This window comes from Nocardia sp. NPDC050630 (assembly GCF_044457245.1).
GTDB lineage: Bacteria > Actinomycetota > Actinomycetes > Mycobacteriales > Mycobacteriaceae > Nocardia.
In genome coordinates this window covers 36,661-51,310 of the sequence record NZ_JBITGN010000016.1, presented here as the reverse complement: position 1 = coordinate 51,310, position 14,650 = coordinate 36,661, and the positions used below count along the sequence as shown (strand labels likewise).

The following is a 14,650-nucleotide window of genomic DNA, read 5'->3' as shown; positions in this document are numbered from 1 at the left end:
AGAATCACCCAATTATCCGTTCGGATCTGCGGGCACCATGAGAATCATGACCAAAGATCATCCACATTCCGTAGTCAAAGCCATGGGCAATCGGCACGACTACCTGCCCGCGGCGGGTCTTGACGCACTGCTGCCCACCTACGATCTGCTCACCCGCCTGCTCGGCATGTACAAACTCCACGAAACCCTGATCGCGCAGGCCGAACTGACACCCGGCCATCGTGTACTGGAAATAGGCTGCGGCACAGGCAATCTCACCCTTAGGGCCAAACGAACCCAACCTGCCGCTGAGGTGATCGGCTCCGATCCCGACCCGCTCGCACTCGCCCGCGCCGAGCGAAAGGCACACGGGTTGAACGGAATCCGCTTCGAACGCGCCTACGCGCAGGAATTGCCCTATCCGGACAATGAATTCGACCGGGTGCTGTCATCGATGATGCTGCACCACCTCGATACCGACATCAAAACCGCCGCACTGGCCGAGGCGCTGCGCGTACTGCGCCCCGGCGGCAGCCTGCACATCGTCGATATCGGCGGCGAGGTGACCACGGACGACGGCCTGATGGCCCGGATGCTGCTGCACACCCACCACACCCAGGACAACCTCGGCGACGGCATCCCTCAACTCCTGCGCACCGTCGGCTTCGAGTGTGCAGTGGTCGCCTCGCAGCGCCATCGTCGCCTCGGTCGTGTCACCTTCTACCGCGGCACGCGCCCGAACTAGCCACCGACACGCTGGAGCACCCGCTCGACCAGCGCGGTATCGCAATGTTCGATCACCTCGGTGAGTCGACCGTTCGCGATCCGGAAGATGAAACAGTATGTCTGCTCGTACGGCTCACCCCCGGCGGTGATGCCGTGCCCGCGGACCTGGGCGACGACCCGGTCGTCTTCGGCGATCACGAAGTCGGCCGCGCTGCGGTACTCGGTGAACTGGGCCATCAGGGGCCGCAGAAGTTCGTCCAACACCACCTTTTTCGGCTCCCAGGTGCCGGACCAGGACCAGTTCCCCGGAAAGATCCAGCGGAAATCCTCGGCCATGGCCGCACTCATCGCCCGGGTATCGCCCTGGCCCATCTGGTCGAAGATGTGCTCGATCAGTTTCTTGTTCGCCGCTGCGCTCATGCCCACACCTCGCGGGCGCTCGGCTCGGCCGCATTGGCAGTTGTGTTGATAACTCGCTCGCTTCGCTTGCTCATACCCACGACGCTAGGCACGGCCGACATATGCGACAAGCGAGAGTCTCGCATATTTGATATGAGTAAACAGCATGGGTGAGTTCACGATCGTCGGATTGCGGGTGGTCCGGGAGGCCGCACGGAGCGGATCGTTCTCGACCGCCGCGGAGAATCTGGGCTACACGCAATCGGCGGTATCCCGGCAAATCGCCCTCATGGAGCAGGCGGCTGGCCGGGCCTTGTTCGAGCGGCATGCGCGCGGCGTGCAGGCCACCGAGGCTGGACGGATCCTGCTGCGCCATGCCGAAACGGTGCTCGGCGGACTCGGCTCCGCGCGGCAGGAACTCGACGAACTCACCGCGCGCCCGCCCGCCACGCTCCGGGTAGGCGCATTCTCGACGGCCATGGCCGCACTGGTGCCGAGGGCTATCGCCGCCACCGCCCCGCGACTGGCGCGAGTACCGCTGCGCGAAGGAACCAGTCCGCGATTGGCGTCCGCTGTGGCGCGGGGCAAGCTGGATCTGGCGGTGGTGACCGAGACGCGAAACCTGCCTGCCGATACCGAAATCGAGCCACTCCTGGACGACCCACTGCTCGTCGCGGTCCCACCGGACCATGCCCTCGCTGGCCACAGCAGCGTCACGCCCGCACAGCTGCGCGGTGAGCGCTGGATCGCGGGCAGCCCCGAGGTGAGCAGCACCCTGCTCGGCGCATGGCGCGATGCCACTTGGGAACCGGAGATCGCCTTCGTCGCCCGCGACTGGTTCGCCAAGCTCGGGCTGGTCGCGGCCGGTATGGGCAGCACCGTGGTACCCGGAATCGCGGTCCCGGTGCTGCCGCCGGGCATCGCACTGGTCCGCATCGACCATCCCGCCGCGATTCGTCCGACAGCTGTCGTCCATCGCGGCGCGGACTCGGCCGGACAGGTCTTCATCGAGGCACTTCGCGACGCCGCCGCCGACCTCGCCGCCGAAGTCCGGCACCGACTTCGATAGCCGACTTACATAGCCACACGCCCAAATTCGCGGCGGACCGACTCAGGCTGAGTACTGTGATTTCGATGACACGGACTTCCGTCGAAATGCCGTTGCGCTCGCTGGTCGAGCACCTGCGGATCCGGGCGGCGGGTTGCGCCCGACGGTACGTGCTAGGTATCGCGGGCCCGCCGGGTGCGGGTAAATCCACGCTGTCCAAGGCCATTCGCGAGGATCTGAACAACCGAGCCGGTGCCCGAATCGCCGAAATCGCACCGATGGACGGCTTCCATCTGCCCAACGCGGTACTGCGCGCGACGGCGAATCTGGAGCGCAAGGGCGAACCGCACACCTTCGACGTCGCCGCCTTCCTGGAAACCCTGCGCCGCCTGCGTGATACCCCACTCGGCGAGCCGGTGCCGTGGCCGACCTTCGACCGCGCCATCGAGGAACCGACTCCGGCCGGTGTCGTCTTCGATCGGCAGGAGATCGCCATTACCGAGGGCAACTATCTGCTGCTGTCCGACGGCGCCTGGTCGGGCGCGCGCGAACTCCTCGACGAGGTCTGGTATCTGGACGTGACCCGCGATGTGCTCGAACAACGCCTGCTGCGCCGCCACATTCGCGGTGGTCGCACCCCCGAGGCCGCGAAGATCAAGGTGCACAACAGCGATCTGCCCAATGCCGACCTGATCGCCGACACCAGGCTCCGCGCCGACCTCGTGCTGCGCCAACGCGGTGGCCGCTACTACGCCGCTTAGCGTGAACGGGGCCCGGCGAATCGCCGGTCGCGCGCACGCCGTGCGGAATGCGGCCACTGATCAAGACGGCGCAAGCGCTGGGCTGACGCTCACCGGTTGTCGCGATACCAACCGATCAGAGCGTCGGTGGAGGAGTCCCCTTGCGGCTGCGGCTCGTCCGGAGACGTCAGCAAGGGGGCCAGCTCCAGTGCCTGCTGCTTGCCGAGTTCCACGCCCCACTGGTCGAAACTGTCGATGCCCCAGATGGTGCCCTCGACGAATACCTGATGTTCGTAGAGTGCGATCAACTGGCCGACCACCGACGGTGTCAGTTGCGGCGCGAGAATCGTCGTGCTCGGCCGATTGCCCGGCATCACCTTGTGCGGCACGACCTTCGGATCGGCGCCCTCGGCCGCGATCTCCTCGGCGGTTTTGCCGAAGGCGAGCACCTTGGTCTGCGCGAACAGGTTGCTCATCAGGATGTCGTGCATGCTGCCGGTCCCGTCGCGGGTCGGCAGGTCATCGGTGGGACGGGCGAAGCCGATGAAATCGGCCGGAATCAGCCGGGTGCCTTGGTGCAGCAACTGGTAGAAGGCGTGCTGGCCGTTGGTTCCCGGTTCGCCCCAGAAGATTTCGCCGGTCGAGGTGGTGACCGGGGTGCCGTCGGCGCGCACCGATTTGCCGTTGGATTCCATGGTCAGCTGCTGCAGATAGGCCGGGAAGCGCGCCAGATCATTCGCATACGGCAGTACCGCCCGCGATTCCGCGCCGAAGAAGTTCGAATACCAGATGCCGAGCAGACCGAGCAGTACCGGCCCGTTCCGGTCCAGCGGCTCGGTCGCGAAATGTCGGTCGACGGCGTGCATTCCGGCCAGAAATTCGGCGAAGCGCTCCTTGCCGATGGTCGCCATCACCGAAAGGCCGATGGCCGAATCCACCGAGTAGCGGCCGCCCACCCAATCCCAGAAGCCGAACATATTCGCGGTGTCGATGCCGAATTCGGCGACCCGCTCGGCATTCGTCGAAACGGCCACGAAATGCTTGGCGACCGCGTCTTCACCGAGCGCGGCGACCAGCCAGCGCCGGGCGGCGGTGGCATTGGTCAACGTCTCCAGCGTCGAAAACGTCTTGGAGGCAATGATGAACAGTGTGGTGGCCGGATCGAGTCCGTCGAGTTTCGCGAGCAGATCGGCCGGGTCGACATTCGAGACGAACCGGGCGCCGATCCCGGCATCGGCATAGTGCCGCAGCGCGCGGTGCACCATATCCGGGCCGAGATCCGAACCGCCGATGCCGATATTCACCACGGTCTTGATGCGTTCGCCGGTCGCGCCGCGCCAGGCACCCGAGCGCACGGCGTCGGTGAATTCGCCCATCCGCCGCAGCACCTCGTGTACTTCGGCACCCGCGTCCGCACCGTCCACGATGAGCGACTCGCCCTCGGGCAGGCGCAGCGCGATATGTTCGACCGCACGGTTCTCCGAGGTATTGATGTGGTCGCCGCGATACATCGCATTACGCCGCTCGGTCACCCCGGCCTCATGCGCCAATTCGACCAGCAGATGCAGGGTTTCCCGGCTGACGCGATGCTTGCTGTAGTCGATGCGCAGGTCTGCGACTTGCACGATCAACTCGCGGCCGCGGTCGGGATCCTCGGCGAAGAACTCACGCAGATGTCGTCCGGCGACGGCGCTGTGGTGCTCGTGCAGTTTCCGCCAGGCCGCCGATGCGGTGATGTCGCTGCTCACGTCCGCGAGGTTACAAGCACTCGTTCGGGCGCGCAGGCAAGGACGACCTACTTTCGCCCATGTTGTCCTGACGGTTACCCGTGTCGATGGTTCGCGTGCCGCTCGAACCGGGCGGTGGCGAGCGCGTGCGAACCGGTCGAAAAGCTCGGTGATTTCGGATGGATGAGTCGAGGGTGATGTGCGAGCGCGCGGCTTAGGCTGGGGTACATGGTGTCCGAACGTGAATTACTCGAATCCGTGCCGACGCAGCTGTGGATCGGCGGTCCCGTCGACGCCACCGGGGGCGCCACCTTCCCGGTGCACAATCCGGCCGACGGGCAGGTGCTGACCGAGGTCGCCGACGCCACGCCGGAAGATGCCGTGCGTGCGCTCGACGCGGCCGTCGCGGTGCAGACCGAATGGGCGGCGACACCGTCGCGTGAACGCGGCGAGATCCTGCGGCGCGTCTTCGAACAGCTGACCGCGCGCGCCGAGGAATTCGCGCTGCTGATGACCCTGGAGATGGGCAAGGCGCTGCCGGAGAGCCGCAATGAGGTGCGCTACGGGGCCGAATTCTTCCGCTGGTTCAGTGAGGAGGCGGTGCGCGCACACGGACGCTATCTGCACGCGCCGTCCGGCACCGGGCGGATCATGGTGCACAAACAGCCCGTGGGGCCGTGTCTGGCCATTACGCCGTGGAACTTCCCGCTCGCCATGGGCACCCGCAAAATCGGACCCGCGCTGGCCGCTGGCTGCACGATGATCGTCAAGCCCGCATCGGCGACCCCACTGACCATGTTGGCGCTGGCGAAGCTGTGCAGTGAAGCGGGCCTGCCGGACGGGGTGCTGTCGGTGATCACCTCCAGCCGTTCCGGCGCCGTCACTCAGCCGCTGCTCGACGATCCGCGCCTGCGCAAGCTGACCTTCACAGGATCCACCGAGGTCGGCAAGAAGCTCGTGGAGAAGTCGGCGAACGGTCTGTTGCGCACCTCGATGGAGCTCGGCGGCAACGCACCGTTCGTGGTCTTCGACGATGCCGATATCGACGCCGCTGTACAGGGCGCGATGCTGGCCAAACTGCGCAACGGTGGTGAGGCGTGCACGGCTGCCAACCGCTTCCACGTGCAGAACGGTGTGCTGGAGGAGTTCACCACCAAACTCGTCGAGGCGATGTCGAATACGGTCACCCTCGGACCGGGCACCGACCCGAACACCACGCTCGGCCCGCTGATCAACGAAGAGCAGCTCAATACCGTCAGCGAATTGGTAGACGACGCGGTGGCGGTGGGCGCGCAGGTCCGTCTCGGCGGCAAGGCGCCCGGTGGGCCAGGCTGGTTCTACCCGGCGACCATCCTCAGCGAGGTCCCGGCGAATGCTCGGATCCTGCGCGAGGAGGTCTTCGGCCCCGTCGCACCCGTCGTCGGCTTCGAAACCGAGGAAGAGGGGCTGGCCGCTGCGAACAACACCGAATTCGGCCTGGTCAGTTACGTCTATACCCGTGATCTCGACCGCGCCCTGCGCATTGCCGAGGGCATCGAATCCGGCATGGTCGGCATCAACCGCGGCGTGATCTCCGATCCCGCAGCACCTTTCGGCGGCGTCAAGGCCTCCGGCTTCGGTCGTGAAGGCGGTATCGAGGGTATCGAGGAGTACCTGTCCACCAAGTACATCGCCCTCACCTGACCCGCAGACATGAAACGACCGCCCCGGGGGTGAAATACACCCGGGGCGGTCCTGTGGAATGCGGCGATCTTGCGAACGTCGCTCAGTTCGGCTGGGCCGCCAGTGGCGGCTGGAAGACGGTCAGTGGCCGAGTCGGCCGCGACCGAGGCGCAGCAACAACATGGCGAGGGTGTGGCCCTCCTGGCCGAGTTCGCTGAAGCGCTCGAGCACCTTCATCTCACGACTGTGCACGAGGCGGGGGCCACCGGAGGCCATGCGCGTGCGACCGATGATCCGCGAGATCTCAGTGCGGCGCTTGATGGCGGCCAGGATTTCCGCGTCGAGCTGGTCGATCTCCTTGCGGAGCTTATCGATCTCGGCCTCGGTGTGGGGCAGAGCCGAATCGGACCCGGTCGTCGTGGCGGGGGTGCTCATCATTCATCTCCTCGTGTCAGAACATGGATCGGCCGTTGAGCCGAGCTCGTTACCGATCGGTTCTTTCACCGTGCAAAACAAACCTGGTAGGTATTGCAATCCTCCCCCAGGCAGCGCGCTCAGGTACAAAGTCCGCGATCACAGTATCCGGCCGTTAGCCGAATCGGATGCTTCGCGGCGGTCGCGCAGGTCATATTGGCCAGTCTGCCACGGGGCCGAAGCAATGCAAAACACTTCATTTTGTGAATCTCCGTAGAAGGCTCGCACGATGCGACGCCCCTGTCGACCCGGGGCGGTTCATCAGCCGTTGGCCGAATGGACACCGATCTCGACCGGGACTTCATCTCTGTCGGTGCCCGCCGGTAGCGTGGATGGGCGATGGACATCACGGTGGCTCCCAAGACGCAGGCCGGGCGGACTCGGCACCCGGATTCAGCCCAGAAACCGCAGGTCGACGCTGCTCACACCGAGGAGATGGGCAACTCTGCCGTGCCCGCCGCGGCGGGGGTCCCGCATTCGGTGGTCGATGACGCGTCGCGGCGTGTCGTGGACGACAAGCACCGTGTCGAACAGGAAAAGCGTCGCGCCGAACGTGAGCAACGTCGCGCCGAGGAGGCCGAACGACTGCTCGACGGCCTCAACCCGCAACAGCGCGCCGCCGTAGTGCATACCGGTGCGCCGCTGCTGATCGTCGCGGGCGCGGGTTCGGGCAAGACCGCCGTGCTCACCCGGCGCATCGCCTATTTGCTGGCCGCCCGCGGTGTGACCCCCGGCCAGGTTCTGGCCATCACCTTCACCAATAAGGCTGCCGCCGAAATGCGTGAGCGGGTGGGCGGGCTGGTCGGACCCCGTGCGAACAACATGTGGGTCTCGACCTTCCACTCCAGCTGCGTGCGCATCCTGCGCATGCAGGCCGCGCTGCTGCCCGGTCTGAATTCCAATTTCTCCATCTACGACGCCGACGATTCCCGGCGGTTGCTCACCATGATCAGCCGCGACTTCGATATCGACGTCAAGAAATATTCGGCGCGACTGCTGGCCACCGCCATCTCGAATTTGAAGAACGAGCTCATCGGCCCGGAGCAGGCCACCGCCGATGCCGAAACCGACGAAACCGAACTGCCCGGACTCGTCGCCCGCGTGTACACCGAGTATCAGCGCCGGTTGCGGTCGGCGAACGCCCTCGACTTCGACGACCTGATCGGCGAGACGGTAGCGCTGCTGCAGAACCATCCGCAGGTCGCCGAGTACTATCGCCGCCGGTTCCGGCATGTGCTGGTCGACGAGTACCAGGACACCAACCACGCCCAGTACATCCTGGTCCGCGAGTTGGTCGGGCATCATGCGCAGGAGCAGGCCGAAGACGCGGTCGCGCCGAGCGAACTGTGCGTGGTCGGTGACGCGGACCAGTCCATCTATGCTTTCCGCGGCGCGACCATCCGCAATATCGAGGAATTCGAGCGCGACTTCCCGGATGCGGAAACCATTCTGCTGGAACAGAATTACCGCTCCACCCAGAACATCCTGTCCGCCGCCAACGCGGTGATATCGCGCAATGAGAAGCGTCGGGACAAGCGGTTGTGGACCGATTCCGGCGAAGGCGATCTGATCACCGGCTATGTCGCCGACAATGAGCACGACGAGGCCTCGTTCGTGGCGCGCGAGATCGACCGGCTGGTGGACGCGGGCGATGCCAACTACAGCGATGTCGCGGTCTTCTACCGCACCAACAACAACTCCCGTGCGCTGGAAGAAATCTTCATTCGCATGGGACTGCCCTACAAAGTGGTCGGCGGCGTGCGCTTCTACGAGCGCAAGGAGGTGCGCGATATCGTCGCGTACCTGCGCGTGCTCGACAATCCGGATGACACGGTGAGCCTGCGCCGCATCCTCAACACCCCACGCCGCGGCATCGGCGACCGGGCCGAGGCCTGTGTCGCGGTGCATGCCGAACAGCGCGGCATCGGTTTCGCCCAGGCACTGCGCGATGCGGCCGATGGCAAAGTCGCGCTGCTCAATACGCGAGCACACCGCGCGATCGCCGGATTCCTCGACCTGCTCGACGAGGTGCGGGCGGCCGGTGCGCAGGCGGATCAGGACTTCCCCGACCTCGGCAATATGGTCGAAGCGGTACTCGACCGCACCGGCTACCGGGCCGAGTTGGAGGGCTCCGACGATCCGCAGGACGGTGCGCGGCTCGACAACCTGAACGAATTGGTGAGCGTCGCGCGGGAATTCAGCTCCGAGGCATACAACAATGCCGAGGCCGCCCGGCAAGAGGGGCTGGTGCCGGAGGTGGCCGAGGGCGAACCCGATCCGGGTTCACTCGCCGCCTTCCTGGAGCGTGTTTCGCTGGTGGCCGATAGTGACCAGCTGCCCGAGGAGGGCTCCGGCGTGGTCACCATGATGACGTTGCACACCGCCAAGGGCCTGGAATTCCCGGTGGTCTTCGTGACGGGCTGGGAGGACGGCCAGTTCCCGCATATGCGCGCACTCGGCGATCCCACCGAACTGGCCGAGGAACGCCGACTCGCCTACGTCGGCATCACCAGGGCGCGGCAACGGCTCTACGTCACCCGCGCGGTGGTGCGTTCCGGTTGGGGACAGCCGGTCTCGAATCCGGAATCCCGATTTTTGCAAGAGATTCCGGCCCACCTCGTCGACTGGAAGCGGTTGGAGCCGAAGGGCTCGCCGCTCACCCGCGGCATCCGCCGCCGCGGTGACGATGATGGCCTGGAACACGACTGGACCCGCGACGGCTGGAATCAACGGCCGGGTGTCAACGATCGCGGGCCACGCCGTCCCGCACCCGGCGGCGCCAGCCGCAACAATGCCAATCTGGTACTGGCGGTTGGCGATCGAGTCAGCGATGACAAGTACGGCCTCGGCCGTGTGGTGGCCGCCGAAGGCTTCGGGCCCCTGGCGACCGTCACCATCGACTTCGGCACCGCGGGCAAGATCCGGCTCATCCCGCAATACAGCCGAACCCTCGTCAAGCTCTGATAGGGGCCTTCGACCCTGACCTATCGTCGGTGGCGTCGGTAGCGTGCGCGACATGGAAACCGTCGCGCGATATCTGCTGTGGATGCTTCCGATGCTGTGGCTCGGCATGGTGCTGGCCATCTCGTTTCTGGAAGCGCCGCTGAAATTCCGGGCACCGGGAATCACCCTGCCGCTCGGCCTCGGCATCGGACGGCTGGTATTTCGTGCGCTGAATATCGTGGAGACTGTCCTCGCCGTGCTGTTGGTCGTGGCGGCGCTGGTAGTCACACCCAGTGGTGCTGTTCGGATCTGGCTCGGTGTCGCCGCCGCGATCCTTGCCAGCCAACTCCTCGCGGTCCGTCCACTGCTGACTCGTCGCTCGGATCGGGTGCTCGCGGGTGCTGAGGTGCCGCGCTCCCACGCGCACTACTGGTATGTGGGCTTGGAAGTGGTCAAGGTCGTGAGCTTGATCGGACTGGCGATCTCCGCCGCGCCGTAGCCCAGCCTTCAGTGCCTGACCGTTCCGCCTCAGACGAGCACTTCGCCGTCACCGGAGCGGTAGCTGTGTTCGCCGCGCGAAGCATCCAGCGCCGTGCTGCCGTAACTGCAGGCGGATGCGTCCGCCGTTGGCACCGCCGCGCTTGTCGCTGTCACGCGTAGCGATAAATCCCAATTGCGCTGTCTGCCCGGGGGTTGGCGGCCTGTTCGACGGCTGAGGCGCCGCCGAGGCGGACACGCGAATGGCAGTGTTCGGGCGTACTGGTCAGCTGTTCACTCATGCGCTGTTGGCGTGGGCTTCTCGGGCCCACCAATGCCGCAGCCAGCGCATGGTGAGCAGCTGTGGGGTTGGGTAGCGCGGGTCAGTCGCGTTCGGAGCCGAGGCTGATGCCGCGGGTGGCGAGCCAGGGGAGCGGGTCGATGCGGTCGGTGCCATTGAGCCAGACCTCGAAGTGGCAGTGCGGACCGGTGGATTCGCCGCGATTGCCGACGGTCGCGATCTCGTCGCCCGCGAGAACGTGCTGGCCTACCGAGACCAGTGTGGTGTTGACGTGGCCGTATACCGTGACGGTGCCGTCGTCGCCGCGTATCCGTACCCACATGCCGAAACCGGCGGCCGGTCCAGCGTCGATGACGGTGCCGTCCTCGACCGCGTAGATCGGTGTGCCGATCGGGGCGGCGATGTCGACACCGGGATGCAGCACGCCCCAGCGCGCGCCGTATCCGGAAGTGAAGGCGCCCGAGGCGAACTTGGTGAACAGCGGCCGCAGCGTCGCCTCCACCTGCGCCTCCATGTCCTGCGCGAACTTATCGCCATTCTCCAGCACATCGGAGAACTGCCCGAGATTCGTCGGTGTCGCGGTATCGAGCAACTCCGGTGTCGTCGGCAGCTCACCACTCACCGGCTGCAACGCCTGCTGCTGACCGACGGCCTGCAATTCGGCTGTCGGCGGCGACTTCTCACTACCCGCCGCCAAATTCTGCCCAGCGGCAACAATCGCCCCCGCCGCCACCGCGATAACCGCGGCCCGCCCCTTCAACGCCCGCGGCGGCACAGGCACCCGATGCGCACCTCGCCGCTTCGGCCGTCCCACCGAATCGACAGCAGCAGCTACCCGCCCTGTCCCCGCCAACCGCTCGACATCCCGAGCACCGCCGAAATCGCGACCACCTGAAGCCGCACCACCATTGTCGCGGCGAGCACCCTCGCGATTCTCGTGCGCAACACCACCCCAGCCCACGCGCTCATCGAACCCGTACCAACGACCATCGCCCCGGCCGTAATCCAGACTGTCGCCGTCATCGGTGCCGACGCCATAGTTCTGCTCTGCGTCGCGGCTCGGGTGTGCGTCGCGGCTCGGGTGTGCGTCGTTGGCGGGGCGCGCGTCGTGGGCGGGGCGTGCGTCGTGCTCGGAAGTCGTGCTGTGCCCCAGGCTTGCGCCGTAGCTCAGGCGTACGTCGTATTCCAGACTGTCGTCGTAATCCTGGCGTGCGCCGTGGTCTTGGCTTGTGCCGTCGTTCCGGCTTGTGCCGTCGTTCCGGCTTGTGCCGTCGTTCCGGCTTGTGCCGTCGTTCCGGCTTGCGCTGTCGTTCCGGCTTGCGCTGTCGTTCCGGCTTGCGCTGTATTCCTGGTTTGGGTGGTTCAGGACGGTGCCGTGAGCCTGGCCTGCGTCGTAGTTCCGGCTGCTACCGCCGTCCCGGTTCAAGTCTTGATCGCGGTCATCGCCGAGTTCGTGCCAGCTGCGAGCGCCTGGGCTGTCGATCAGGCTGTGGCTGTAATCGTGGCCTGCGTCGTAGTTCCGGCTGCTACCGCCGTCCCGGTTCAAGTCTTGATCGCGGCCATCGCCGAGTTCGTGCCAGCTGCGATCGCCTGGGCCGTCGATCAGGCTGTGGCCGTCATTGTGGCTTGCGTCGTGGCTCGGGCGTGTGTCGTGTTCTTGGCTTGTGCCATAGCTCCGGCTTGTGCCGTAATCCTGGCTAGCGGCGCCGTTCCAGCCCAGGCTCTCGTCATGACCGTCGCCGAACTCGCGCCGAGCGCCCGAGCTGTGGTCCAGGCTGTGGCCGAAATCCTGGCTTGCGTCGAAGGCAGCCCGGCGTGTGCCGTCGCTGTGGATTTCGGCCGGATTCTGCCCGTATTCGTGCCAGTCCAGACCTTGTTCGCTGCCATTGGGCAACGCGTGCCAGTCGGCATTGTCCGTGCTGTAAATCAGGCTGTCGCCGTAATCCATGCCCGCGTTGTAGCCCTGGCCTGCGGCATAATCCGGGCCTTCGCCATTTTCCTGGACAGCCGCGCCGTTCCAGTCCAAGCGCTCATCGCGGCCGTCGCCGAACCCATGCCAGTTTCCGAAGCCGTGCCAGTTGCCGTTGCCCCTGCTGTAAACCGCACTATCGTCATGATCCCGGTTTGCGACGTAAATCTGGCCAGCACTCTGATCGTGGCTTGCGCTGTAAGCCTGGCTCGAGCCGTAACCTTGGCCTGTGTCGTAAGCCTGGCTTGTGCCGTAACCCTGGCTCGAGCCGTAATCCTGGCTCGAGCCGTAATCCTGACCGCCGCCGTAGCTCTGCCACGCGTCGCCCTGCTCCGCAGCGTAATTCCGGCCCACGTGGTAGCCTTGACTACCACTATCGAACGGCGAATTCGCTTGCGACCCTTGATCATTCGGCGTCCGGGATTCGACGCCGCTGGACTGTCCTGAAGATTGCCAAGAATTATCTAGATATTGTTGAACCGGCACTCCTCGCTCATCGGAGCCCGATAGCCACTCTCGTGTCATCGCTGCGACCGCATTGAACCACTGGTGCGCCCGAATTGTCCTGAAAGCGAGGAAAGTTCGAAAGTTCCTGGTCTTCGAGTGTCGTGGAGGGTGCTCGTGGTGTTCGCAACGCGCATCGAGATCTACATCCTCAGGGCACAACTAGTGAAGGGGAACGGCTCCACCGACGGTAACGGATCGATTGCGGTCCCGCAACCAGTCATTCAATGAATCCTATTGCTGCACTTCGAATTTGGAGCACAACGCATGGAGAAGCATCGAAGCGAATGCCGCCGGTTTTTTTTACGCCCCGCCGGCCGCTAGCCGCGATGCGTTCGTGCCCATATCCCGCCGTCCAGCGGTGGAGCACTCAGTCGCGCTGCGGACCCAAGCTGATACCGCGAGTAGCCAACCACGGCAACGGATCGACCTTGTCGACCCCGTTCAACCACACCTCGAAATGGCAGTGCGGACCGGTAGAGAAACCGCGGTTGCCGATGGTGGCGATCTGATCACCGGCCAGCACGCGCTGCCCCGCCGACACCGTGGCGGTGTCGATGTGGCCGTAGATGGTGATGGTTCCGTCGTCGTGCAGCAGTCGCACCCACATGCCGAAACCGGATGCCGGACCAGCTTCGATCACGGTGGCGTCGGCGACGGCGTAGATGGGTGTGCCGATCGGGCCCGCGATATCGATGCCGAGATGCTGTACACCCCAGCGAGCACCGAATCCGGAGGTGAAATTACCCGCGGCGAATTTGGTGAACAGCGGGCGGAGTTTCGAGGCTTCCTGCGCCGCCATATCGTCGGCGAACTTCTGCCCTTTTTGCAGCATATCGCCGAACTGACTGAGATTCGTCGGGGCCGAAACATTCAGCACCTGAGGCGAATCCGGCGAAGTATTCGGATCGGCCACACTGACCGACTGCGCCGCGATTTCGTGAATCTGTCCGGCGGCCTCATAATCGACGGACTGCGAAGGCTGTTCGGGCGAGGCGAAAGCTGCCTGTCCGGCGGCGACCACCGCACCAGCGGCAACGGCGACGACCGCGGCGCGGCCCTTGAGCGAAGCGGGGGGCGCGGGCATCCGATGTGCGCCACCATTACCGCGGTTCGCGCGGCGGCCCGGGATCACAGTGGGGCGGACCGGACCTTCTGGCTCCTCGGACTCCCAGGGAGAGCACTGACCGTCCCACGATCCGTCGCCATCCCAGGACTCCTCGGCGTTCCAGGACCCGTCCGCCTCCGGCGTCCACGACGCCTCGGAGTCGGCGTCCCAGGTCTCGTTGCCCTCGGGAGTCCAAGAATTTTCGGACGCCCACGCACCGCCGTCGGACCAGGAATCGCCTTGCGACCAAGCCTGCGACTGCTCCCACGAATCAACTTGCGGCGACGAGTCGGCCCGCGACTGCCCCCAAGCGGAATCGGGCTGTGCCCAAGAATCATTCGCACTCAACGAGCTGTCCTCGTGTCCACTGGCCGGGTACTGATGTCCACCGGCACGCCGTGACGAAGTTCCGAAAGGATTTACCGCAGCATTGGAATGTCCACCGAACGACTCATCCTCATCGGGCCGGTAACGATGTCCGGAGCGAGCGCGATTTTCGGTTGCGAAGGTAGAGCGATGGTTCATCGGTGGTGCCACATCATCATCGTCGAGTGAGCGATCACGGTGTCGAACTGCCTGCTCAGAGGCGTTAA

The 14,650-nt window shown here is 65.3% G+C and carries 12 protein-coding genes; 6 read left to right on the top strand and 6 right to left on the bottom strand.

What is annotated here, in order from left to right:
- Positions 1-46: 46 nt before the first annotated feature.
- A complete protein-coding gene (locus tag ACIBG0_RS31205; protein ID WP_397037335.1) occupies positions 47-724 on the top strand; it encodes a class I SAM-dependent methyltransferase in 678 nt (225 codons plus the stop codon).
- On the opposite strand, the gene ACIBG0_RS31200 is transcribed toward ACIBG0_RS31205, so the two are convergent.
- A complete protein-coding gene (locus ACIBG0_RS31200) occupies positions 721-1,125 on the bottom strand; it encodes a nuclear transport factor 2 family protein (RefSeq protein WP_397037333.1) in 405 nt (134 codons plus the stop codon). The genes ACIBG0_RS31205 and ACIBG0_RS31200 overlap by 4 nt on opposite strands.
- A gap of 145 nt (positions 1,126-1,270) precedes the next feature.
- Here ACIBG0_RS31200 and ACIBG0_RS31195 point away from each other — a divergent pair, with 145 nt between their 5' ends.
- Together ACIBG0_RS31195 and ACIBG0_RS31190 are read left to right on the top strand one after the other, a co-directional pair.
- Positions 1,271-2,173, top strand: a complete 903-nt coding sequence (locus tag ACIBG0_RS31195) for a LysR family transcriptional regulator (RefSeq protein WP_397037332.1) — start codon at positions 1,271-1,273, stop codon at positions 2,171-2,173.
- Between the two features lie 65 nt (positions 2,174-2,238).
- Positions 2,239-2,913, top strand: a complete 675-nt coding sequence (locus ACIBG0_RS31190; RefSeq protein ID WP_397037330.1) for a nucleoside/nucleotide kinase family protein — start codon at positions 2,239-2,241, stop codon at positions 2,911-2,913.
- Between the two features lie 89 nt (positions 2,914-3,002).
- On the opposite strand, the gene pgi is transcribed toward ACIBG0_RS31190, so the two are convergent.
- Positions 3,003-4,640: a glucose-6-phosphate isomerase gene (pgi, locus tag ACIBG0_RS31185; protein WP_397037328.1), complete on the bottom strand. Its 1,638-nt coding sequence runs from the start codon at positions 4,638-4,640 to the stop codon at positions 3,003-3,005.
- 207 nt (positions 4,641-4,847) lie between these two features.
- Between pgi and ACIBG0_RS31180 the strand changes: the two genes are divergently transcribed.
- Complete coding sequence (locus tag ACIBG0_RS31180; RefSeq protein ID WP_397037326.1) at positions 4,848-6,302, top strand: NAD-dependent succinate-semialdehyde dehydrogenase; 1,455 nt, start codon at positions 4,848-4,850, stop codon at positions 6,300-6,302.
- 120 nt (positions 6,303-6,422) lie between these two features.
- Here ACIBG0_RS31180 and ACIBG0_RS31175 read toward each other — a convergent pair whose 3' ends face one another.
- Positions 6,423-6,716, bottom strand: coding sequence for a chorismate mutase (locus tag ACIBG0_RS31175; RefSeq protein WP_327093861.1), 294 nt, complete (start codon positions 6,714-6,716; stop codon positions 6,423-6,425).
- A gap of 378 nt (positions 6,717-7,094) precedes the next feature.
- Between ACIBG0_RS31175 and pcrA the strand changes: the two genes are divergently transcribed.
- Entirely contained in the window at positions 7,095-9,719 is a 2,625-nt protein-coding gene (pcrA, locus tag ACIBG0_RS31170; RefSeq protein WP_397037324.1) for a DNA helicase PcrA, read from the top strand.
- A gap of 52 nt (positions 9,720-9,771) precedes the next feature.
- Positions 9,772-10,197, top strand: a complete 426-nt coding sequence (locus ACIBG0_RS31165; protein WP_397037322.1) for a hypothetical protein — start codon at positions 9,772-9,774, stop codon at positions 10,195-10,197.
- Between the two features lie 29 nt (positions 10,198-10,226).
- Here ACIBG0_RS31165 and ACIBG0_RS31160 read toward each other — a convergent pair whose 3' ends face one another.
- The 3 genes from ACIBG0_RS31160 to ACIBG0_RS31150 all read right to left on the bottom strand — a co-directional run bounded on the left by ACIBG0_RS31160 (position 10,227) and on the right by ACIBG0_RS31150 (position 14,405).
- Entirely contained in the window at positions 10,227-10,352 is a 126-nt protein-coding gene (locus tag ACIBG0_RS31160; RefSeq protein ID WP_397037320.1) for a hypothetical protein, read from the bottom strand.
- Between the two features lie 206 nt (positions 10,353-10,558).
- Positions 10,559-11,485: a M23 family metallopeptidase gene (locus tag ACIBG0_RS31155; protein WP_397037502.1), complete on the bottom strand. Its 927-nt coding sequence runs from the start codon at positions 11,483-11,485 to the stop codon at positions 10,559-10,561.
- A gap of 1,834 nt (positions 11,486-13,319) precedes the next feature.
- Positions 13,320-14,405, bottom strand: a complete 1,086-nt coding sequence (locus ACIBG0_RS31150; protein ID WP_397037319.1) for a M23 family metallopeptidase — start codon at positions 14,403-14,405, stop codon at positions 13,320-13,322.
- Between the last annotated feature and the right edge of the window lie 245 nt (positions 14,406-14,650).

Excerpts from the sequence above, each read along its gene's own strand:
- ACIBG0_RS31205 (WP_397037335.1), top strand. The coding sequence starts at position 47 with ATGACCAAAGATCATCCACATTCCGTAGTCAAAGCCATGGGCAATCGG.
- ACIBG0_RS31200 (WP_397037333.1), bottom strand. The coding sequence starts at position 1,125 with ATGAGCGCAGCGGCGAACAAGAAACTGATCGAGCACATCTTCGACCAG.
- pcrA (WP_397037324.1), top strand. The coding sequence starts at position 7,095 with ATGGACATCACGGTGGCTCCCAAGACGCAGGCCGGGCGGACTCGGCAC.
- ACIBG0_RS31175 (WP_327093861.1), bottom strand. The coding sequence starts at position 6,716 with ATGAGCACCCCCGCCACGACGACCGGGTCCGATTCGGCTCTGCCCCAC.
- ACIBG0_RS31190 (WP_397037330.1), top strand. The coding sequence starts at position 2,239 with ATGACACGGACTTCCGTCGAAATGCCGTTGCGCTCGCTGGTCGAGCAC.
- ACIBG0_RS31180 (WP_397037326.1), top strand. The coding sequence starts at position 4,848 with ATGGTGTCCGAACGTGAATTACTCGAATCCGTGCCGACGCAGCTGTGG.
- ACIBG0_RS31165 (WP_397037322.1), top strand. The coding sequence starts at position 9,772 with ATGGAAACCGTCGCGCGATATCTGCTGTGGATGCTTCCGATGCTGTGG.
- ACIBG0_RS31195 (WP_397037332.1), top strand. The coding sequence starts at position 1,271 with ATGGGTGAGTTCACGATCGTCGGATTGCGGGTGGTCCGGGAGGCCGCA.